Origin of the sequence: Agrobacterium fabrum str. C58 (assembly GCF_000092025.1) — a bacterium.
Lineage (GTDB): Bacteria > Pseudomonadota > Alphaproteobacteria > Rhizobiales > Rhizobiaceae > Agrobacterium > Agrobacterium fabrum.
Window position 1 is genome coordinate 1,614,323 of record NC_003062.2, and the last position, 21,217, is coordinate 1,635,539.

21 protein-coding genes and 1 tRNA gene are annotated in these 21,217 nt (G+C 57.5%); 9 read left to right on the plus strand and 13 right to left on the minus strand.

What is annotated here, in order from left to right; translation table 11 throughout:
* Nucleotides 1-25: 25 nt before the first annotated feature.
* Nucleotides 26-382 carry an SRPBCC family protein gene (locus ATU_RS07995; RefSeq protein WP_010971754.1) on the minus strand — a complete coding sequence of 119 codons (357 nt, stop codon included), beginning with the start codon at nucleotides 380-382 and terminating at the stop codon, nucleotides 26-28.
* Nucleotides 379-693: an ArsR/SmtB family transcription factor gene (locus tag ATU_RS08000; protein ID WP_010971755.1), complete on the minus strand. Its 315-nt coding sequence runs from the start codon at nucleotides 691-693 to the stop codon at nucleotides 379-381. The genes ATU_RS07995 and ATU_RS08000 overlap by 4 nt, the downstream gene beginning before the upstream one ends.
* Before the next feature lie 155 nt (nucleotides 694-848).
* Here ATU_RS08000 and ATU_RS08005 point away from each other — a divergent pair, with 155 nt between their 5' ends.
* Nucleotides 849-2,405, plus strand: a complete 1,557-nt coding sequence (locus tag ATU_RS08005; protein WP_010971756.1) for a phospholipase D family protein — start codon at nucleotides 849-851, stop codon at nucleotides 2,403-2,405.
* A 14-nt stretch (nucleotides 2,406-2,419) separates the two neighbouring features.
* Here the strand turns inward: ATU_RS08005 and ATU_RS08010 are convergent, their stop codons facing one another.
* The 3 genes from ATU_RS08010 to ATU_RS08020 form a co-directional block, all read right to left on the minus strand.
* Nucleotides 2,420-3,253, minus strand: coding sequence for a response regulator (locus tag ATU_RS08010; protein WP_035258644.1), 834 nt, complete (start codon nucleotides 3,251-3,253; stop codon nucleotides 2,420-2,422).
* A gap of 158 nt (nucleotides 3,254-3,411) precedes the next feature.
* On the minus strand, nucleotides 3,412-5,925 hold the full coding sequence (locus tag ATU_RS08015) for a GcvT family protein (protein WP_010971758.1): 2,514 nt from the start codon (nucleotides 5,923-5,925) through the stop codon (nucleotides 3,412-3,414).
* Nucleotides 5,926-6,089: 164 nt separating this feature from the next.
* Nucleotides 6,090-8,735 (minus strand): mechanosensitive ion channel family protein, encoded by a 2,646-nt coding sequence (locus ATU_RS08020; RefSeq protein WP_035258583.1) that lies wholly within the window; start codon nucleotides 8,733-8,735, stop codon nucleotides 6,090-6,092.
* Nucleotides 8,736-8,880: 145 nt separating this feature from the next.
* On the opposite strand from ATU_RS08020, the gene ATU_RS08025 reads away from it, so the two are divergent.
* Nucleotides 8,881-9,135, plus strand: coding sequence for a GlsB/YeaQ/YmgE family stress response membrane protein (locus ATU_RS08025; RefSeq protein WP_010971760.1), 255 nt, complete (start codon nucleotides 8,881-8,883; stop codon nucleotides 9,133-9,135).
* A 154-nt stretch (nucleotides 9,136-9,289) separates the two neighbouring features.
* A tRNA-Lys gene (locus ATU_RS08030) sits at nucleotides 9,290-9,365 on the plus strand.
* Between the two features lie 166 nt (nucleotides 9,366-9,531).
* Here the strand turns inward: ATU_RS08030 and ATU_RS08035 are convergent.
* Nucleotides 9,532-9,969 (minus strand): energy transducer TonB, encoded by a 438-nt coding sequence (locus ATU_RS08035; RefSeq protein ID WP_010971761.1) that lies wholly within the window; start codon nucleotides 9,967-9,969, stop codon nucleotides 9,532-9,534.
* 309 nt (nucleotides 9,970-10,278) lie between these two features.
* Here ATU_RS08035 and ATU_RS08040 point away from each other — a divergent pair, with 309 nt between their 5' ends.
* The 4 genes from ATU_RS08040 (at nucleotide 10,279) to ATU_RS08055 (ending at nucleotide 11,940) form a co-directional block, all read left to right on the plus strand.
* Complete coding sequence (locus ATU_RS08040; RefSeq protein WP_010971762.1) at nucleotides 10,279-10,611, plus strand: hypothetical protein; 333 nt, start codon at nucleotides 10,279-10,281, stop codon at nucleotides 10,609-10,611.
* A 167-nt stretch (nucleotides 10,612-10,778) separates the two neighbouring features.
* A complete protein-coding gene (locus tag ATU_RS08045) occupies nucleotides 10,779-11,030 on the plus strand; it encodes a hypothetical protein (RefSeq protein ID WP_006315380.1) in 252 nt (83 codons plus the stop codon).
* A 202-nt stretch (nucleotides 11,031-11,232) separates the two neighbouring features.
* Complete coding sequence (locus ATU_RS08050; protein WP_003502959.1) at nucleotides 11,233-11,463, plus strand: hypothetical protein; 231 nt, start codon at nucleotides 11,233-11,235, stop codon at nucleotides 11,461-11,463.
* A 288-nt stretch (nucleotides 11,464-11,751) separates the two neighbouring features.
* Nucleotides 11,752-11,940 (plus strand): hypothetical protein, encoded by a 189-nt coding sequence (locus ATU_RS08055; protein ID WP_006315378.1) that lies wholly within the window; start codon nucleotides 11,752-11,754, stop codon nucleotides 11,938-11,940.
* 140 nt (nucleotides 11,941-12,080) lie between these two features.
* Here the strand turns inward: ATU_RS08055 and ATU_RS08060 are convergent, their stop codons facing one another.
* The gene (locus tag ATU_RS08060) at nucleotides 12,081-12,329 is read right to left on the minus strand and encodes a hypothetical protein (RefSeq protein WP_006315377.1); all 249 of its coding nucleotides are present in this window, start codon (nucleotides 12,327-12,329) and stop codon (nucleotides 12,081-12,083) included.
* A gap of 527 nt (nucleotides 12,330-12,856) precedes the next feature.
* On the opposite strand from ATU_RS08060, the gene ATU_RS08070 reads away from it, so the two are divergent.
* Complete coding sequence (locus ATU_RS08070; protein WP_010971767.1) at nucleotides 12,857-13,294, plus strand: PACE efflux transporter; 438 nt, start codon at nucleotides 12,857-12,859, stop codon at nucleotides 13,292-13,294.
* A 58-nt stretch (nucleotides 13,295-13,352) separates the two neighbouring features.
* On the opposite strand, the gene ATU_RS08075 is transcribed toward ATU_RS08070, so the two are convergent.
* The 4 genes from ATU_RS08075 to ATU_RS08090 are packed head-to-tail and all read right to left on the minus strand — an operon-like array spanning nucleotide 13,353 to nucleotide 17,360.
* Nucleotides 13,353-13,958: an ABC-type transport auxiliary lipoprotein family protein gene (locus tag ATU_RS08075; RefSeq protein ID WP_006315372.1), complete on the minus strand. Its 606-nt coding sequence runs from the start codon at nucleotides 13,956-13,958 to the stop codon at nucleotides 13,353-13,355.
* Nucleotides 13,959-13,973: 15 nt separating this feature from the next.
* The gene (locus ATU_RS08080; protein ID WP_006315371.1) at nucleotides 13,974-15,344 is read right to left on the minus strand and encodes an MlaD family protein; all 1,371 of its coding nucleotides are present in this window, start codon (nucleotides 15,342-15,344) and stop codon (nucleotides 13,974-13,976) included.
* Nucleotides 15,345-15,352: 8 nt separating this feature from the next.
* Nucleotides 15,353-16,189 carry an ABC transporter ATP-binding protein gene (locus ATU_RS08085; RefSeq protein ID WP_010971768.1) on the minus strand — a complete coding sequence of 279 codons (837 nt, stop codon included), beginning with the start codon at nucleotides 16,187-16,189 and terminating at the stop codon, nucleotides 15,353-15,355.
* Between the two features lie 10 nt (nucleotides 16,190-16,199).
* A complete protein-coding gene (locus ATU_RS08090; RefSeq protein WP_010971769.1) occupies nucleotides 16,200-17,360 on the minus strand; it encodes an ABC transporter permease in 1,161 nt (386 codons plus the stop codon).
* Nucleotides 17,361-17,503: 143 nt separating this feature from the next.
* Here ATU_RS08090 and dgcA point away from each other — a divergent pair, with 143 nt between their 5' ends.
* Entirely contained in the window at nucleotides 17,504-18,487 is a 984-nt protein-coding gene (dgcA, locus tag ATU_RS08095; protein ID WP_010971770.1) for an N-acetyl-D-Glu racemase DgcA, read from the plus strand.
* Nucleotides 18,488-18,741: 254 nt separating this feature from the next.
* Here the strand turns inward: dgcA and ATU_RS08100 are convergent, their stop codons facing one another.
* Complete coding sequence (locus ATU_RS08100; protein ID WP_010971771.1) at nucleotides 18,742-19,572, minus strand: UDP-2,3-diacylglucosamine diphosphatase; 831 nt, start codon at nucleotides 19,570-19,572, stop codon at nucleotides 18,742-18,744.
* Between the two features lie 244 nt (nucleotides 19,573-19,816).
* A complete protein-coding gene (locus ATU_RS08105; RefSeq protein WP_246767025.1) occupies nucleotides 19,817-20,980 on the minus strand; it encodes an acyltransferase family protein in 1,164 nt (387 codons plus the stop codon).
* Nucleotides 20,981-21,217 lie beyond the last annotated feature (237 nt).

Consider the following 21,217-nt stretch of genomic DNA (forward strand, 5'->3'; position numbering starts at 1 on the left):
TGAAAATGTTGGGAAACGTGCCGGATCAGGCCGCGAGCTTGATCGGCGAACCGTTGTGGTTTGCAGCAGCCTTCGTCATCCGGCCGGACTTGATGGCGGGCAGGTCGTGAATAATACGCAGACTGGTGCCGCCACGGTCATTCGACGCGATCTGGAACGTCACGGTGCTTTCCAGGAATGGCGGTGTGTCCTCCCGCAGCCTGTAGCAGACTTCCCGTCCAGGCGAGACCTTGATCGCTTCGGGCTGCGCCAAGGCTTCCTTCGGCAACCAGTGTTCCCGAAAGGCGGGAATGCTGATCGCCCGCCACACCTTCTGCGGCGGCTCGTCCAGATCATATTCAAGCTCGATGGCATCCGGCACTTTGGGTATCTGCCTGTTCATTGATCCATATCCTTCAGCAAGAGCTTGAGTGCGTCGATACGCTGCGGCCAGTAGGCGCGATATTTGCCGAGCCATGCCGCGATACGCGTCAGCCCGTCCGGATCAACCTCGTAATTGACAAAACGGCCCTGCCGCCTCTCCACCACGAGCCCCGCCCCGCGCAGCACCGAAAGATGCTGCGACATGGCCGGCTGGCTGATCTCGAGCCCTTCACGCAGGGCGGAAGCGTTCATGGCGCCATCCGCCAGCTTCTCAAAAATGGCACGGCGCGTGGGATCAGCCAGCGCCCGGAAAATATCATTCTCTGTCATGACAACACATAAGCACGTACTTATGTCATTCACAAGCCCCCTGATGCTGAAGCCGGCTTTTTTCGTCACGCCAGCATCTGCTGTGGTGAACGCTTTATCTCCTCGCGCGTTTGTATTCCGCCTGATAATCTTCAGGCCGGGAGCGACAAACAACAGTGACTGCATTTACGGTCTTCATCATCATTCTTCTCATGCTCATTGGGCCGAGCCTGTTCGTCGTCATCGGCAAACAGCGGGAAAAAGCCATTCCCAAACGCCCCTCCACCGCTCTGCCGGTTACCGAAGACGAAACGGCGCTGGACCGGCACTGGCAATCGATCAGAAACGGCTGGAACGAGAAGAATGCACTCTGCCTCTTACATTCCAACCTCGATGCCTTTGCCGTGCGTGTGGCGGCGGCGCGGGCCGCCGGGCGCAGCCTCGATCTCATGTATTACATGTGGAATGCCGACCTGACCGGGCGGCTGATGATGCGCGAGGTCATCGCCGCCGCTGATCGCGGCGTGCGGGTGCGGCTGCTGCTCGATGATCTCGGCGTCTCCATGTCAGACCGCATCTTCCATGCCATCGACAGCCACCCCAATATCGAACTCCGCCTGTTCAATCCCACCCGGGCACGGGAAAACATCCTGCATCGCAGCCTCGAACTGGTGCTGCGCTTTCGAAGCGTCAACCGGCGCATGCACAACAAGGCATGGATTGCCGATGGCCGCGCCGTGATCGTCGGCGGCCGAAATATTGGCGACGCTTACTTCGACGCCGCCGAACGGGCAAATTTCCACGATTTCGACATTCTCGGTTTCGGCGGGATCGTTGCCGACGCCACCGAAATCTTCGACGATTACTGGAACAGCGCCGTTTCCGTGCCAGTACGCTCGCTGCTGGCGCGCCGACCGAACAAACTTGCCAAACTGCGGCGCGAACTGGACGCCCTGCCGCAAAGCGAAGCCGCGAGACCCTATCTGGAGCGGGTGGAGAGCCAATATGGTCGTGATCATTTCCTGATGTCGGACCGCCTGCACTGGGTCGATACGGCAGATGTGCTTGCCGATCCGCCCGAAAAAGCGGCGGGAAAACGCCGCAAGGGCCATAATTTCCTGATGGAAAGCCTATTGCCGCTGATGCAGGCGGCGGGAGAGAGCCTGCACATTACTTCTCCCTATTTCATTCCCGGTAAACAGGGTGTGGAGATTTTTCTCGATCTCGCCGAACGCGGCGTGTCGCTCGCCATCCTCACCAATTCACTGGCCGCAACCGATGTCGCCGCCGTTCACGCCGGTTATGCGCGTTACCGGAAACCGCTTCTCTCCGGCGGGGTACGTTTGCATGAATTGCGTTCGCAGGCGGATCAGGGCAGCTTCACCCTGCGCGGTTCGGGACAGGCAAGCCTGCACACCAAGGCCTTCACCCGCGATGGCGAGACCGGCTATATCGGCTCACTCAATTTCGATCCCCGCTCCGCCTCGCTCAATACGGAAATGGGCGTGGTGTTCAATTCAGCCCCGCTGGTGGCCCGCATGGACGAGATATTCGCCGAAGAAATCCGCCGCACGATGAGCTTCGAACTTGATATCGACAGCGCCAACCGTATCGTCTGGATGACGGAAGAACGGGGGCAGCCAAAGATCTACCGGCGCGAACCCGACGCGGCGATCAGCCGCCGGATCATCGCCGGCATCATGCGTGTCCTGCCGCTTGAATCTCAGCTTTGACGGGAAAACCCGGCTCAGGCCGCCGGCCTTATCCCCGCTTTTGCCAGCTGTATCTGCACCAGCGTATCGAGGTTCTGGTTGACGCGGCAATAAAATTCCTCGTCGATGAAGGGCCGCAGCATGAAGTCATTGCCACCCGCCTTCAGGAATCGCGCCGAGAGAAGACGGTTGGTGGAGGACGACACGCCGATAATGCGCAGCTCATGCGAACCGCGCACGGTGCGGATGCGCCGCGTCAGTTCAAAACCGTCAATATCGGGCATATTATAGTCGGTCACGACGAGACCGATATCGGGATTGGCCCTCAGGATTTCGAGCGCCTTGGCACCACTGTCAGCAAGACTGACACGGAAATTATAGCGTTTGAGCCGGCTCGACAGCAGCGCCCGCGCTGTCGGACTGTCATCGACGATCAGCACATGATGGCGGTGATTGGTGAGGAACCGACAGACCGATTCCGTCAGCATGTCCACGGCGAAGATATTGTCCTTCAGGATATAATCCACCACATCCTTGGCGATCAGCGTTTCGCGCGTCGCCTCATGGAAGGTGCTGGTGAAAACGATGGTCGGGATCGAAAGATCGATCAGATATTCCAGCGCCTCACCCTTTTCCGCCCCTGGCAGGTTGATGTTGGAAATGGCGAGTGTCACCGGCTCGGGCGAATGTTCGTAACAGGCCTGCAACTCTTCGAACGAGCGGCATACCTCCACGGAAACGCCCAGCATTTCATTGAGCCGCATGCTCACCATCTGGGTGAACACATTGCTGTCTTCCGCCAGTAAAATGCGGTTGTTGGTAAAAGGCACGCCCGAATATTGCATGCCCGTAATGCCCAGGAAATTCATTCTGCCCCGATCCCCAATCGTATGTGAGGAAAACATATCAGGCTCATTTTTCAGAATCATTAATAGCACTTTTGCCAGCAAGGAATGCGGGCATATGCTTACCTAAACGGAAATACGGCCCGCGAGGGGCCGTATTCCAGCTTTGGGAGGGAATGATCTTATGCGCGCAGCAGCGCATTTTCCGTGTCGAACGGGCTTTCTTCCACCACCTCGGCATCATAAAGCGTACCGAGAATGCGGATCTTCAGCTTCGTGCCAACCGCCGCATATTCCGGTTTGAGCATGGCAAGTGCAATCGACTTGCCGATGCGCCAACCGAAGCCGCCGCTGGTGACACGACCGGCAAGAACGCCGTTTTCATCCGAAATCGCTTCCGACCCGCGGGCATCGACATCCGTATTGCCCGACACGGTCAGCGTCGAAAACACCGACTTCAGCCCGGCTTCCTTATAGGCTACCAGCGCATCGCGGCCGATGAAGGATTTTTCCGGCCGCAGGAAGCGGTCGAGACCGGATTCATAGGCGTTATATTCCACCGAAAGCTCGCGGCCCATGTTGCGATAGGACTTTTCGAGCGACATCGACACCATGGCCCGGATGCCGAACGGCTTGATGCCGAATTCCGCACCCGCTTCCATCAGCCGGTCGAAGATGTAATTCTGCATCTCGATCGGATGGTGCAGCTCCCAGCCCAACTCGCCCACGAAGTTGACGCGTAGCGCATGCGCCGTCGCCACGCCAACGGAAATCTGCTTGCCGGTGAGCCAGGGGAAATCCTTGTTCTCGAGGCTGGTGCGGGTCAGCTTCTTCAGGAGATCGCGCGACTTCGGACCGGCCAGCACCAGCACGCCGTATTTCTGGGTGATCGGCTGCAGCACCACGGAACCGTCGGTGGGTGCAAGACGGCGCAGAACGTCATGGTCATGTGCCTCAAGACCGCCTGCCGAAACCATGTAGAACCGGCCAGGCGCCCATTCATAAACAGTGAACTCAATCTTCACACCGCCATTCGGCGTCAGAAGATGTGTCAGCGCAATACGACCGCGCTTCTTCGGCACGATATTGGCCAGAATACTGTCCAGCCACGCACGCGCGCCGGGGCCGGAAACCTCCATCTTGGCGAAGGCCGACATATCAAGCACGCCGACATTGTTCGTGACGTTCTTCACCTCGTTGCCGACATGTTCGAAATAGTTCGAGCGGCGGAACGACCATTTCTCGACGATACGGCCATCGTCCAGCGGCGGCGCGTAATTGTGGCTGGTGATGACATCGGCGCCGACGCCGAGGTCTTCTTCCCGCAGCGCATAACCTTCCGGCGCATACCAGTTGGCGCGCTCCCAACCGTAAACGGAGCCGAACACGCCGCCGAGCTTTTTCAGGCGGTCGTAAACCGGCGTCGTCTTCAAGGGACGAGCGGCGGAACGCTCTTCATCAGGATAATGCATGGTGAAGACGTTGGCATAGGCTTCCTCGTTCTTGGCAATGAGGTAACCTTCCGTAGCGTGCGGTCCGAAACGACGCGGATCGACACCCATCAGGTCGAGCGTCGGTTCGCCATCGACGATCCATTCGGCCAGCTGCCAGCCGGCGCCGCCGGCGGCGGTGATGCCGAAGGAATGGCCCTCGTTCAGCCAGAAATTCTTGAGGCCCGGCGCAGGGCCGACGATCGGGTTACCGTCAGGCGTATAGGCGATCGCGCCATTATAAACCTTCTTGATGCCCACTTCGCCAAAGGCCGGAACGCGCACCATTGCCGTTTCGATATGCGGCATCAAGCGGTCGAGTTCTTCCTGGAACAGCTCATATTCGCTGTCGTCGGAGGGACCATCGACATAACAGACCGGCGCGCCGACTTCATACGGACCGAGGATCAGGCCGCCCGCTTCCTCGCGCATGTACCAGGCAGAGTCCGATTCACGCAGGACGCCCATTTCCGGCAGCCCCTGACGGCGGCGCTCCAGAATGGCCGGATGCGGCTCAGTGACGATATATTGATGCTCGACCGGGATGACCGGAATATCGATGCCAACCATCTCGCCGGTCTTGCGGGCGAAGTTGCCGGTGCAGGAGATGATATGTTCGGCGATGATCTCGCCCTTGTCCGTCGTCACCTTCCAGTGACCGTCTTCCAGCTGCTCGATGGCGGTAACTGTCGTGTTGCGATAGATCGTCGCCCCACGGTCACGCGCGCCCTTGGCGAGAGCCTGTGTCAGGTCGGCGGGCTGGATATAACCGTCGTCAGGATGCTGGATGGCGCCGAGCAGACCGTCGGTTTCGCAGAGCGGCCAGATTTCCTTCACCTGCTCCGGCGTCAGCATGTTGACGCGCACACCGATGGTCTCGGCAATGCCGGCATAATACATATATTCGTCCCAGCGATCCTTGGTACGGGCGAGACGGATATTCGAAACCTTGGAGAAGCCGACATTCATGCCGGTCTCTTCCTGAAGCTCCTCGTAGAACTTCACGGAATATTTGTGGATCTGGCCAACCGAATAGCTCATGTTGAACAGCGGCAAGAGGCCTGCCGCATGCCAGGTGGAACCGGAGGTCAGCTCCTTGCGCTCGATGAGAACGCTGTCGCTCCAGCCCTTTTTGGCAAGATGATAAAGCGTCGAGACGCCGACAACGCCGCCACCGATCACCACCGCCCGTGCATGTGTCTTCATTTACAGAACCCCTGAAAAGCGCCGGCCTCGCCTTATTCCGCCGACATTGGATGGGAGGAATATGAAGCGCTTGCCTGCCGTTCAGCCGCCTGATTGCGACATGGCCAAGGGGTGCTGCGACAGGGAGGAAATTGCTGTCGCAGACACGACCATGTCGGTGATCATCATTTGGCCTTGCCGGGGGTCTTGGCGGTTGCAGCGTTTGCGGGAGCCGCCTCATCGTCGGTCTCAGGACCGTCTTTTGGGAGCGTCGCGCTGCTAGTCGGCGCGGCAGCCGCCCCTGTATGGCCCACCACGGCCTTGTCGCCCTCTTCCGAAAGCAGCGCCGCCAGCATCTGCGGATTGGCGTCGCCTTCCACATGGATGTTGAGGTTGCGCTGCGGGAACGGGATGGCGATGCCCTCTTCACGGAAACGGTGGAGGATGGCGATCCGCAGCGCATTTTTTACAGCCAGCCCGTTCGAAAGATCGGCAAGGTGGAAACGCAATTCGAAATCCAGCGAAAAATCGCCGAAACGCAGGAATTCCACATGCGGCTCGGGGTTGCGCAGCACCGGCGGCTGGGCGCGCACCAGCTCCAGCAAAATATCCATCACCTGCTGCGGATCGGAATCATAAGCCACGGAAACCGGAATTTCCGCCCGCATGATGCGGTTGCGGTGCGTCCAGTTCCCGACAGAAGAATTGATGAATTCCGAATTCGGCACGATGATCGACTGGCCGCGAAAAGTTTCGATTTCGGTGGCGCGCACGGAAAGCCGCTTGACGGTTCCCTCCGTCGTGCCGGTCACCACCCAGTCTCCCACCTTGAACGGGCGTTCGACCAGGAGGATGAGGCCCGAGACGAAATTCGAGACGATGTTCTGCAGACCAAAACCGATACCGACCGAAAGGGCCGAAGCGACCAGCGCCAGGCTTGAAAGATTGAGTCCGGCGGAGGAGACGCCAAAGATGGCCGCAACGGCGATGCCGAGATAACCGATGCCTGTTTTGACCGAGTTGCGCACCCCGGCATCCACCTGGCCCCGCGCCATGACGTTATTGTCCAGCCACTTCTGGAACCAGCGGGTGATGATATAGCCGATGGCGAAGACGAGGACGCCGCCGAACAGACCGATCAGCGAGATGGAGGCATTGCCGACGGTGATGCCGGTCAGCAGGCGATAGGCCCAGCTTTCGATATCGCCCGGCTGGAAACCCCAGGAAAACAGGATGAGCGGCACGCCGAAAGCAAGCGCCACGACATATATGCCGAGCCCTGCAGCAAGGCCGGCCTGATCGAGCGCAACCGGACCGAGGCTGAAACGCCGCGCGAGATAACGCCCGGCAAGGGATTCGCCAAAGGCACCCTGCCGCGAAATCGCCTTGCCGGAGAGAATGCCGATATACATGGTCGCCAGCACCGCACCGGTCGCGACGATCTGAGTGGCGAGGAAACGCGCAAGCCCGACATAACCGGTCAGGCAAGCGCCGATGAGGATGAGGCCACCCACCCGCAGCAGAATGACGAGCCAGCGCGGCAGGCGCTGATTGCCGGTGTCGTAATCCTGTTCCTCGCCGATCATCGGCCGCAGGAACGATACGGTGAGCAGAATGAGCCCGATGATGATGGACGCGATGAAACTCTTGGCGACGGTGACGATCAGCGGCGAATAAAGCGTCTCGCTGATCGTGCCGAACAAATAATCGAGACCGTTGACGAGCGCCATCAGCAGCACCGCCGAAGACAGCGTATGCGCGCCCTTGTTGGACACCTTCAGCAGGCGCCATTCCGGCTGCGTCGGCGCAAAGATCGCATAGCTCAGTCGCGAGACGAAATAAACAAAACCGGTGATCGCCATCGCCCCGAACAGGATCGGCGCTATGTCGGACCGCAATACGTTGAAATTATCGAGGAAGAAGGCCGAAGTGACGAGAAACAGGAACAGCGACAGAGACTGCACCATGGTTGACCAGAAAGCCACCGAAAGCCTTCTGAGATAAGAAGGCTCGCCCGTAAAGGCACGCCGGTCCATGCGGCTGCCGAAAAAGCGGTAACCGCCGACCAGAAACAACAGCGCCGCCATGATCGACAGCATCACGGCCCCGAACATCGGCAACCGCTTGTAGTTCCAGACATAGGCCGTCCAGTTGCTGAAGGCATTGTTGAGATTGGTAAGCTCGGCCAGAAAGGCGGAGGATGCGTCGCCCAGCGTCTGGGCGGAAACTTCCGTGCGCTTGAACAGGGTGGCGGCAAAAAGAGCCCGGCGAACCGCCGTGATATTGTTGGAAATCTGCGCGGCATTGTTGGCGGTGGCCTCCACTTCGCCCGCCATGGCATTCACCTCGCCGCGCTCCGCCGTCAGCCGGTTTCGTTCTTCCGTCACCAGGCTTGCCTCCGGCGGCTGGCCTTCGCCTGGTGCCGCACCCAGTGCATCCAGCCGGGTCTTGATCTGGTCCAGCCGTGCCCGAAGTTTGGCATTGGCGGCGGCGGCATCGGCAGCGATGCCATCGGCCCGCCCCTTGAGGTCAACCAGTTGGACGTCGTCGCGTCCACCCGCCTCCACCTGCCCCGAGATGAACGCGATGTCCGTCTTCCATTTTTCGAGATCTGATCTCGTTTGCTCGACCGTAGAGGCCTGGATGGCGCCCGGCGCTGCCGGCGTCGTTGTTTCCTGCGCAAGGGCCGGCATCACCCAAAGGCTGCTGAGGAGGGCAAAAAGAACGACCAGAATCGGGGCCATGCCGCCACCTCGCCTGCCAGCAACCGCTCGCCCGCGCCACACCCGTCCGCCATTCATCCATCCGCCGAACATCAATCGCACATCCATGCCTTTCGTCTCTTTGCGCCGCTTCAGGCTATTTAGCGCCTGTGGCGCGGAAAACCACCCGCATCAGGCGAGGTTTTCAGGAGTTTGCTTGCTTTTCACCACAGGAATCATCACCTTTGATGATGCAGCAACATGGGAGGAAATCATGGAATCTGCTGGCATTGGCTGGATTGCAGCTATCATCATCGGTGGGGTCGCCGGGTGGCTCGCCGAACAATTCATGAAAAGCAATATGGGTGTTTTCATGAACATCCTTCTTGGAATCGTCGGCGCGATCGTCGCCAACGCCATTCTTGCAGTATTTGGAATCGTTTTGACCGGCTGGCTCGGTTATCTCATTGCCGGCTTCGTCGGCGCCTGCATCCTCATCGCCATCGGCAGAGCTTTCAGACGCGGGTGAATAAAGGAAAAATCCGTAAAACCCCGGATTTTCAGGCTTTTCCAGCGCGACTGAAATTTTTTCGTCACAAAAATCGAAGAAATTTCATTTCCGCGCTGGACAAGCCCAAACTTCCCCTTTATAGCCCCCCTCACACCGCCACACGGTGCCGGTCGGGTGATTAGCTCAGTTGGTAGAGCAGCTGACTCTTAATCAGCGGGTCGTAGGTTCGAGCCCTACATCACCCACCAAATTCTCCTTTAATGGCATGATGTTGCGATGCTTGCTCAAAGCATCGTATTGACGTTTCATTTTGACGTCTGCCTGTATAGTCCACCTCGGCAGTGACAGACAGCGATCATTACCGGCGCCGCAGACCTCAACAGCTACTCTTGCAAAAATTGCAGTACGAGATAGCTACAAAGCCGTTTCCGAAGAACTTTTTGTCCCCATGAAGCGCGTCTCCAGTGGGCGGCCAGCAATGCGGCTTCCGAATTCCTCCGTGAAAGCTACCGGCGCTGCCTGCTTTACCGCATTGATGGCGGATTCGATAAAGGCCTGTCGTCTCGGGCTCTCTTCCTGCGGACGCGCGGCAATGACGACCACTTTTCCCCTTATCTGCCCGTCCTTGTGGAGAATAAACCGCAGCGTCACCACCAACCCTTCCGTATCCTCCGGCGGTACCCAGCAGGCATAGATCGCATCAAACATTTCGTTGAGATTGCGGGCCGGGGTCGGATCCCGGCAGATACGTGACTGAGCTGAAACCTGCGTCATGGCAGCTGCGAGCAGAATGCTCAAAGCCACAAGAAAGGGCAGCTTGAAACAACGGCACAAGGACAGGTAGCCGGTCATTCAACAATCCTGATTTTAAAGTAATACTTTAGATATCAATAGCTTAAAATAAATAATAACCGTATATACCATAAGCAAAAATATAAAAAAATGAAACAAAAATAATTTATGCAAAAATTACAAAATAATTTAATACATGATATTAATTAATATAATAATTTTAAATTACATCTGCGAAACTAATAAATGCATAATAACATACAAACAAGCCTATCCCCTCGCCTCTTAACCAACGGCAGCAGTTTATATTGCAAGCCTCTGATTTAGCTGTATGGATTACCTGCCAGAACAAGGGGCAAAGGGGATATCATGACATCAAAATGGATTATGGCAGCATTTTTTGGCGCCACGATTGCGGCTGCCGGTGCGGCACAGGCGGAGGACCTTGTGTTCACGCTGAAGAATGGAACAGGGTCTGTTCTCAATGCCTTCTACACCTCACCCGTCGGCGTTGGTGAGTGGGAAGATGACGTCTTCGGAAAGAACGCGCTTGGTCCGGGCGAAACAATAGAAATCACAATCGCCGATGGCCGCAAAGTCTGCAAATACGACATGCGCTTCGAGTTCCAGGGCGATGCGCTCGAAGACCTGGAAGACACGCAGAATCTATGCGAACTCGGCGAATACACGATCACCGAATAAGTCAGCGTCCATGCAGCCCTGCCTGGTTCTGGCGGGGCACGCAACGCCATAAGATATTGCCCCCAGGTTTCGACCTCCAGCGACGACTGAGCAGCAGAAAACTGCCGGAACGATGATTATCAGCGTTGCCGCAGCACCTTCTCCCCAAAGCTGTCTCAATCATCCCTATGATCGGGGCCATGAGATTACTCATCAACATATCGCTTTTCATTCTCGGCGCTGTCGGGAGCGGCATATGCGCGTTTTTATTATCGGCAGCCCTTGCCGATTCCGGCTTTCTCGGCTCCTGTTTTGAGGGAAACTGTGCCTATGCGGCGCTTTTCATGGTGCTGCCCGTCACATGGTTCGTGCTTTTTGCGCTTTATGTCATGGCGCTTTTGATCTGGCGGCGAAAACCGTTCCGGAACGGAAGGCTCTGAAAAAGAGCATGGCAGCATCATCGCTACCGAACGTTCGTTGACAGCGATCGAGACTTGCCGTTAACGTCCGCCTGCTGGGGGATTCGCTGCCAGTGATATGCGGTGCTCTTAAACGTGCGCGATATCACGGGCCTCTGAATGTGCATGTTCCGATTTGCGTTTTGCGTAGGAAGAGCATGTCGGAAAACAGGGAGACCAAAGGATGCGGGCCGCAATTAATTCCCCGTCGCTTTCGATCGACACCATGGACTATCAGGCCGAGTGCCAATTCGCACTGGAGCCTTCCATTCAAGGGCTGATCGAAAAAGCGGAACATGCCGGCTGGAACCGCCAGCAGGCCGCCCTTGCCATCGTCGCGCTCGCCAGCGAGCATCTCACCGATCTCCTGACCGCCGGCGGCCTCCCCGCGCCGGACCAACGCCCCCTCTCCTGATCCCCTTCTGATGCCGGGCGGATCAGCGCCCCGTCATATCGAGACATCATAACGAAAATCGACCCTGCAGACCCGGAGTGTCCCGACCGACACTGCCGGAACGCTGGCTCGCGTCGTGGAAGCCGCCACGCAGCTGGAGTCGGTCTCGTATGACCTCGCGGCCGGCTGCCCTGTTTCAGGCCATGCTCATCCTCAAACACATATCGTTGGCCCGTCAGAAACCGTGCCATAGTGTTGACACAAGCCACCAATAATGAGAACATAAAGTGAACATTATGGAGGTCAGCGATGAATACGTCAGACGCAGCCATAGAAAATGCCCTTTCCGTCGTCGCCCGCTCCCGCGACATGCGTGAGCGCGCGCTTGAACGGCGCCGCGAACTGCAACGCCGCACGGAAGTCATCATCACCCGGCCGCTTTACGTTCTCAAAAAGAACGAAGGGCCGAAGCAGCTGTCGCTTAAACTCGATAGCTAGTCGCCATGGACATGCTCGGGAGGCTCGCGAAGCAGGCCTTGACTGCAATACCCCTGCTTCCCCCTCGTCTCCAAAAACGAAATCCCGTGCGGATCATCTCACGCACGGGATTTTCTGAATGAAGAAGTTATTGTTCTTGTCTATTGCATGCGCTGCATTGCGGCTTCGGGCTCACCGGTCGTCGCAACTGCTGCCGGAAGTCGGTCAGTCTTTTTCAGGACGACGATGGGCTTGTCCACCGGGTCCGTCGGCGGAACAATGCTTGCGGTTTTGAATTCACGGTCGACGGCAGGAACGGAAGCGTTGATCTTTTCATGACCTGCGCATTCCGCAAGCGCTGCACTGGCGGAAAAACCAAAGACAGCGGCGATAATGAGAACTGATTTCATGTCATTCTCCCTTCGCTTTTATGGCAATCTCCAGTCTAGGTGGAGACGAACCGGATTGAAAATCACACTTTAGAGACATCTAAAGCTCATCATCATGTCGGCAGTCGTCGTTTTGATGTGCGGGCAAGTCGAAGGGCGATTGCATCGCCCTATTTTTTCCGCACATCCAGCGGATTTCGGCAAAGCGGCCTGCGAAATATCATCGCCACGTAACTTCCCTTCAGGGAAATGAGACTGGGCGTATAAGTCGAAACCGTCGCCGTATTGGCGGCCTTGATCGTTCTTCCCTCAGAGGGTTTCTGTTGCATGGCACGCCTCCTTCCATGAGCGATAACGAAAATGCGCCGATCTTGTTCCGATCACAGTTCCGTTGGTGCGCACGAGAACGACCACACCGCCCCGGATTGCCAGCAACACCCAACGCTTGAAAAATCCACCCGAAAGCTCTATATGGTCAAGCGCGAGGACGACCTCGGCCAAATCGGCGACAGCATGCGGGACGGCCCGGTGATATACCGGAGAATGAAATGCGCTCCCTGCAAGATCGTATCCGCCACGCGCTCAGCTTTGAAATCATCGGCCTCATGCTCGTCATTCCCCTGGGCGCGCTGCTTTTCGGCATGCCCATGGAAGATATCGGCATCGTCGGCCTCGTCAGCGCCACGCTCGCCACGGTCTGGAACTATGTCTACAATCTCGGCTTCGACCATGCCATGCAACGGCTGAAGGGCACGACGCTGAAGACGCCGGCGATACGGGTCGCCCACGCCGTTCTGTTCGAACTTGGCCTGCTAATCGTGCTGATGCCGTTCATCGCCTGGTATCTGAATATCAGCCTTGTCCACGCGCTGGTGATGGATATCTCCTTTGCGCTGTTTTACGTGGTCTATGCTTTTGTCTTCAACTGGAGCTACGACCGGATTTTCCCGCTGCCGGAATGGAAGTCGCAGCAGGACGCCGCCTGAGCGGCGTCTAATCGGCGGAAATTCGCCTGCATGAGTTGCCGTTAATGCGGCGCGATGCTCAGAGTGACTTCAGCGTCCAGGCCACGATCTCCCGCGTGGCAGCGGCGAAGGCCTGATCCAGCGCCTTCACGAAATTGGCGTTGCCGGAACCGCTGACACGGGCGCTGGCGCGGAACACTTCCTGCGCCTTTACCGTGCCGTTGCGGTCGTTCAGCAGCTTCACCGATATCTCGATATTGGCAACATTTCTTGCCGTATCGATCTCGAAGGCGCGGATGTCGCTCACGACCTGATAGTCGATCGCCAGCCCCTGCCCCGGACGCCCGACGCCGCCGAGCTTACCGGTATCCTCGAAGGCTTCCACGAGCTTGGATTGCACCATACGCGGCAGGCGGTCGCTCCATTGCGAATTGCCGAGATATTGCACTTCCGAGCCGGAAAGCCGCACCACGATGTTTTCGCTATCCAGTGCCTTCAACGCCGTCGGATCGGCAATCAGCAATTGCCGGCTTTTCAGCGAGGGACCCTGAGTAACGGCCGCCGAAGAGACGGAGAGATCGAAGGTGTCGTTATTCGGCGCACCCGCACAGCCTGCCATCAAGGCGGCAAACAGCGGAGCCAGAAAGAGGGCGCGGCGCTTTTGGCCGTTTATAGATAGTCTCATTGGCCTATACCCCTCTTAGCGCCTTGTTCTGCCATCATATTGTTTCACGGTTTCGCCGCCGAAAATCAACCGCTGCGGATCGCGGTCGATATTGGTGATGGCATTGTTGAGATTGTCGACCGTCTGTCGCGTGCTGCCGATCAGCGCCTGGAAATCTTTCAGGCCCGAGCTGGAGAAGCGGGTCAGATTGTCGGCGATCGGCCCGATGCGGGCATTGAGATTGTCCGCTACCGCCTTGAACGAGGTAAGCGTCTCGCGTGCCTTGGCAAACAGCGAATTGGCGTCGTCGGTGCCGAGCATGCCGTCCACCTTGGCGAGAATGCCATCGACGCGGCTGGAGGCGAGGTTCAGCTTGCGACCCATCTCGGTGAAATCGGAAACCGCCTGGTCGATATCGGCGCGACGGGCACCGACATCGTCGGCTATCCGCTTGAAATTCGCCACGGCGTCACGCGCATCGGCAGTCGCTGCGGAAACATCGCCCACCACGGTGCTGACCTTGGCGGGATCGACGGAGGCCAGAAGCTCATCCGCGCGCTTCACGACCGTCTGCACCTCCGTGCTCGCCGCCTCGAAATTGCGCGCCGTGCTCTGCACCGTTTCCATGATGCCCTGGATATCGCTGGAAGCCGAGGCAACATCCTTCGTCACCTTGTCGACATTGGAAAGGATGGAGTCAATCTTGCCGGCATCCACCGCCTTCACCAGATTTTCGACGGCGGTCAGCGTGCCGTCGAGGCGCACCGAGACCGACTGTACGGTGGTGGAAAGCGAGCTGAGGCTTGCTATAAAATTCTTGATACCGTCGGAATTGGCCGCCAGCGCATCGGAAAACTTCTCGGCATTGCGCACCGTCTGCGTCAGCGGGCCACGGGCATCCTGCACGAAACCCTGCAATTCGCCGATCGCGCCATCGGCGCGCTTCAGGATCTTGTCAGCCGTGGCAAGCAGGTTGGTGACGCTGGAAAGATCGGCCGTCAACTCGGCGGGAACACCGCTTTCGACGGACTTCTGGAGAATGCGCTCGCCATCCTTGTTGCCACCGGAAAGCTCGATATAGGCGGCACCCGTCAGGCCCTGAATTTCAAGCACGGCGCGTGTGGAAGGGAAAACCGGCGCATCCGCCTGCACTTCGGTAAAGGCGATGGAATAGGCCGGGTCGTCGCGGTCGATGGCAAGGCCGCGTACGGTGCCGACCGGAATGCCGTTGAAGCGCACCGGCGAGCCGACGGAAAGACCGTTGGCGGAGCCGGGAATACGCACCACGAGCTGCGCCGTCGGGCCGCCACGGCCGAATTCCGCCATCCAGTAAACGAAGCCGAATGCGGCCGCGATCACGATCAGCGTGAAAATTCCGACTATGGTGTAGTTCGCCTTGGTTTCCATGCTTCCCGTTACTCCACCGGATTTTCATGTTTGCCGTCCGGAAGAACGACAGAGCGCGCCCGTTTGCCGCGGAAATAAGATTGCACCCACGGGTCGTCGCAGGCGAACATGTCCTGCAATGTCCCTTCCACCAGAACCCGCTTGTCGCCGAGGACCGCAATGCGGTCACAGACGGAAAACAGACTGTCGAGGTCGTGTGTCACCATATAAACGGTCAGGCCGAGCGAATCGCGCAACCGCGCGATCAGCATATCAAATTCCGCCGCCCCGATGGGATCGAGGCCGGATGTCGGCTCATCGAGGAAAACGAGGTCGGGATCGAGCGACAATGCCCGGGCAAGGGCCGCACGCTTGATCATGCCGCCCGAGAGTTCGGACGGGTATTTGTCGCCGGCATCGGGCTTCAGGCCCACCATCTCGATCTTGAGATAAGCAAGCTCGTCCATCAGCTTTTTCGGCAGATCGAGATATTCCCGCATCGGCAGCTGAATGTTTTCCTTCACCGTCAGGCCGGAAAACAGCGCCCCCTGCTGGAACAGCACGCCGAGCCGCTGGTCGAGCATCATGCGGTCGTCTTCACTTGCCTTGTCGTAATCGGTGCCGAGAATGCGGATGGCACCCGCCTGCCGCGGCAGGAGCCGCAGGATCGCGCGCATCAAGACGGATTTGCCCGCGCCGGACGGACCGATGAAGCCGAGGATTTCGCCGCGATAGACATCGAGATTGAGGTCTTCCAGCACGTTGCGGCCATTGAAACCGACAGTCACGCCCTCGACGGAAAGCACCGCCTCGCGGCCGTTCTTCGCAGTTTTCGTCTCTTGCGGTTTCTGGTCCTGAGTTTCCAACGCGCCCTCCCTAAAAATCGATGGCTGCGTAGAAGATGGCAAAAAGACCATCCACCAGAATGACGACGAAGATAGACTTCACCACCGACGAGGTGACGTGTTTGCCGAGCGATTCCGCCGAACCGCCCACCTTCATGCCCTCGACCGCCGCAACGATGCCGATGATCAGCGCCATGAACGGCGCCTTGATCATGCCGGCTGCGATGGTCGATTCCTCAACCGCGCCATGCAGGCGCGACAGGAACACCTCGAAGGTAATGCCGGAATAGGCCAGCGCCACGATGGCCGCGCCGAAAAGTGCAGCGAAATTGGCAAGGATGGTCAAAAGCGGCAGCGCAATTGTCAGAGCCACCAACCGCGGAAACACCAGCACGCCAACTGGATTGAGCCCGATCACCTTCAGCGCGTCGATTTCCTCGCGCATCTTCATCGAGCCGATTTCGGCCGTGATCGCGCTGCCGGACCGGCCAGCGATCATGATCGCGGTCAGCAGCACACCGATTTCACGCAATTGCAGAATGCCGACGAGATCGACGACGAAGACTTCCGCACCGAAATATCTGAGCTGGAACGCGCCCTGCTGGGCGATGATGGCGCCGATCAGGAACGACATCAGCATGATGATCGGCACGGCGCGCACGCCCATATGGTCGATCTGGTTGACGATCGCCGCCGGCGATACACCGCGCCCGCGCCCGAGCTTCATCTGCGCGCCGCGCACGGCCGAGCCGAGAATATACATGCCCGCCAGGAAATCCGCGCCGTTCTGAACCACGGCCTGGCCGATGGGCGCAAAAATGCGTTCTACCAGCCCTTCGCGGGCAACGGGTTCGACGTCCATCTCGGCCTTGTCGGGCAATTGGCCAATCACGTCCTCGATCCGGTCATTGCCGGTGAGCGTGACGGTTGCGCCACTCGCCTCAAGGTCCTTGCGCAGGCGCTGAATGATCCACGCGCCCGTCGTATCGATCGCCTCCACGGCGGAGAGATCGATATCCACAGGACTGGCAGGTTTGCTTTTTTCAATCCTGTCGAGACTTTCGAAAATGCCGGAGAGATTGCTGTTGCGCCAGGAGCCGCTCAAGACATAACGCGAGCCGCCGCCGGAGACGGCATCGTCTTCGGTGATTGCGGCCGGGTTCGCCTGTTGCCGTGTGTCCTGTTCTTGCATAATGCTCCGAGCGAGTGCAGCCGTCACGAGATTCTTAATGGTTTCATAACGGTTTGGCCTTCGGCAAGCCACAGTGACGGCCGACAATTCGCGATAAATTTGGCGTCATGTGTCTTTTGACGCCTATTAGGAAGTGAAAAAACATGCCCCGTTACCTTCAAGCCACAACTGAACGTTTCGCCGTTGCTGGCAGCTTCACCATTTCACGCGGCACCCGGACGCATGCGGATGTCGTAACGTGCACCATCCGCGATGGTTCCTTCACCGGAATTGGCGAATGTGTGCCCTATCCGCGTTATGGCGAAAGCATCGAAGGCGTCACCGCCGATATCGAAGCGATGGCGGATCGAGTAGCAGCCGGCCTGACACGGCAGGAATTGCAGCAGGTGATGAAACCGGGGGCCGCCCGCAATGCGGTCGATTGCGCGCTCTGGGACCTCGAAGCGAAGATGAGCGGCAAGAGAGCCGCCGAACAGGTTCTCGGACAGCCGGCACAACCGCTCGTCACCGCCTATACGATCTCGCTCGCCGACCCGGACACCATGGCCGCAAAGACCGCGGAAAATGCCGGCCGCCCGCTCCTGAAGATCAAGACCGGCACCGCCGATGACGAAGCCCGCCTGCGAGCCGTGCGCGCCGCGGCACCCGAGGCGCGTATCATCATCGATGCGAACGAAGGCTGGAACGACGACAATATCGAATATTATCTGAAGCTTGCGGCGGAACTGAAGATATCGCTGATCGAACAGCCCCTGCCCGCCGGCAAGGATGCCATGCTCGCCCGCATCGAACACCCGGTTCTGATCTGCGCCGATGAAAGCGTGCATTCCACCGAAGACCTCGCCGGCCTTCGCGACCGTTACGATGCAATCAACATCAAGCTCGACAAGACCGGTGGCCTGACGGAAGCGCTCGTCATGAAGGCGGAAGCCGAACGGCTCGGTTTCACCATCATGGTCGGCTGCATGCTCGGCACCTCGCTGGGAATGGCCCCCGCCGTGCTGGTCGCCCAGGGCACGGCCTTTGCCGATCTCGACGGGCCGCTGTTGTTGGCTGAGGATCGTGATCCGGGGCTGGTTTATGAGGGTTCGCTGGTTTATCCGGCGCGGCCGGAACTGTGGGGGTAAGCCCTGAAATTAAAAAAAGATGAGGTGCTACGCCGCCGCGTATTTCTTCTCCCCGCCGGGGAGAAGGTGGCCCGAAGGGTCGGATGAGGGGGCACCGTTGCCGGATTTCGGAGAGCTTGCCCCTCATCCCGCTGCCGCGACCTTCTCCCCGGCGGGGAGAAGAAACAAGCGACATCCACTCGCCCCACACGAGCGCGTATTGATCTCAAGGAAAACACCGAAGGCCAGGTATCCCTTTAGCCCGCAGGTCCCAATCACGCCGCGTGCTTGCCGATCAGCCCCGGAATATTCACCGGCTCCATTTCATCCGAAGCATGTTCAGCGGTGGCTTCACTCGTCTGCATCCAGGTGATCAGCTCGAAGCTGCCATCGGCATTTTCGGCAATCGCCGTGCAGCTCTCCACCCAGTCGCCGGTGTTGATGTAGCGAATGCCGTCCATGTCTTCCATGATGGCGTGGTGAATGTGACCACAGATCACGCCGTCGACATTGTTGCGCCGCGCCTCGTCGGCCACCACGCGCTGGAACTCGCCGATGAAGTTGACGGCGTGTTTGACCTGCAGCTTGGCCCAGGCCGAGAACGACCAGTAAGGCAGGCCGATGCGGCGGCGCACGGCGGCGATGGCGATGTTGATGGCGATTGCCGCGTCATAGGCCCAGTCGCCGAGATAGGCGAGCAGGCGGGCGTTGCGCACCACCACGTCGAACTCGTCGCCGTGGATGACGAGATATTTCTTGCCGTCGGCAGCCTCGTGGATCATGCGCTCGGCCACTTCGATGCCGCCGAAATGCATGCCCGGAAATTCCCGCAGGAATTCGTCGTGATTGCCGGGAATGTAAACGATGCGGGTTCCCTTGCGGGCCTTGCGCAGCAGCTTCTGCACCACGTCGTTGCAGCCCTGCGGCCAGTACCAGCTGCGGCGCAGCCGCCAGCCGTCGACGATGTCGCCGACCATGATGATCGTCTCGGCCTCGTGGTATTTCAGGAAGTCGAGCAGGAAATCCGTCTTGGCCGCCTTGGAGCCAAGATGAACATCCGAAATGAAAAGCGTTCTGAACTGTCTGGTTTCGATTTGACCGGCCACGGATTTATTCCCCCTGTTCGGTTGCGTCCCTGCGGCTTTCTTACCTCTCAGAACCAGACTCGTGTTTCAGCAACATGACAGCGGCGGGTTTTTGTATGGAATATGACTGACGGCCTCACGAAAACGCGAATAACGCCCAAAGATTGCTCCGAATGTTTTCACATACTTCACAACCAACGGCGTCTTGGCTGCACCACAAATTTTTCTAACGCATACAGCGCCCCGGTAAGCCACGCCGAAAGTACTATGCCCGCGGTTCCGTTACCGCCGCTGATGGTGGAGCTTTCCTTTTGGCGATCTGAGAGCCAAGCTTTCGAAAGGGGTCCTCGATTGTGTTATAGAGTGTCCAAGAAAGCAGAACGATCACTGGAAAGCTGGCAAGCAATAAAAGAAGAGCGTAGGTCTGCGATACATTCTCGACACCAACGGTTCGCACATAGAGACCCAGCACGACGCTAAAAACAGGAATATGAATAAGGTAAGTAGAGTAGGACCAACTGCCCATTTTTGCGACCACGCCATTAAACGCGACAAGAGCACCGAAATGTCGCAAAATAGGGATGTTGAGATCTGTAAGCTTGCTTTCGTATGCTGCCAGCGCGAAAAACACTATCCAAATCAAAGCAACCCAAGTCGGCACAAACAAGAGCAAGAAGGCCGTAATCAACACAACATCCAAATAGACCTGTTTTCGGTACATCTTTTCCAGAACAAGACGGGACAGGATGCCAATAACGAAGTAGCTAATTATCTTGGGCAAGAACCCATTGTATTGCCATTCGAAGACCTGCTGGTGCGCGACCAACCACTGCATGCCGAGCAAAAGTAACGCGCCCAAGAGTGCAAAATTCATGTTTCGAATAAGCAGCGTAATGAGGAAGGGCGCGACCAGATAGAACTGCCATTCAAGACTGAGGCTCCAGGCTGGGGAAAGGATCGATGTACTGGAGAACGGCAGTAGGTTATCAGGAACTATCCCGTGCAGCATCGTCAGGTGAAGGCCGAGATGAGTCCAGAATTGGCCTTGTTGCTCGTCGAAACGAGCAATGCGCATATCACGGTTAAGAGCAAACGGGTATTCAACCCATGCCGCCTGGTAGAGATCAATTGTCGCAATCGCGATAAATAATGTAACGAGGTAGATTGGGAATATGCGGAACGCCCGCCGCGTAATATATGGAACGTAAGATTCCTGCTTGTTGATCATTAGGTGGGTGATGACAAAGCCACTGATGATGATGAAAACGTCAACCGGCGGCCCGCCGTCGAGAATTAAGTTCATGATCTTCGAAGGCACGAATGACAGAAAACCGTTTGTCCCAGCGCCCACGAGTTGCAGTGCATGACCGAGAACAATCCACCAAGCCATCCACGCTCTAAGCGATTCCAGTGACCGAAAACTTTTCACTCCAATCCCCAATCTAAATCGTGATAAAAATCCGCTGACAGGATTCAGCAATGAATAAATATACAGCCTTAAAAAAACGATTTATGTTCTGGATATAAATACGAAACTAATTAATTAACTTCAGTACCAAAACAAAAACGACAAATATAATAAAATACCGAAATATAATACATCTACATAGATATTAAATAATACATTTTTGCAATAAAAAAAATTGGCGTCTATTTATAATTTGTT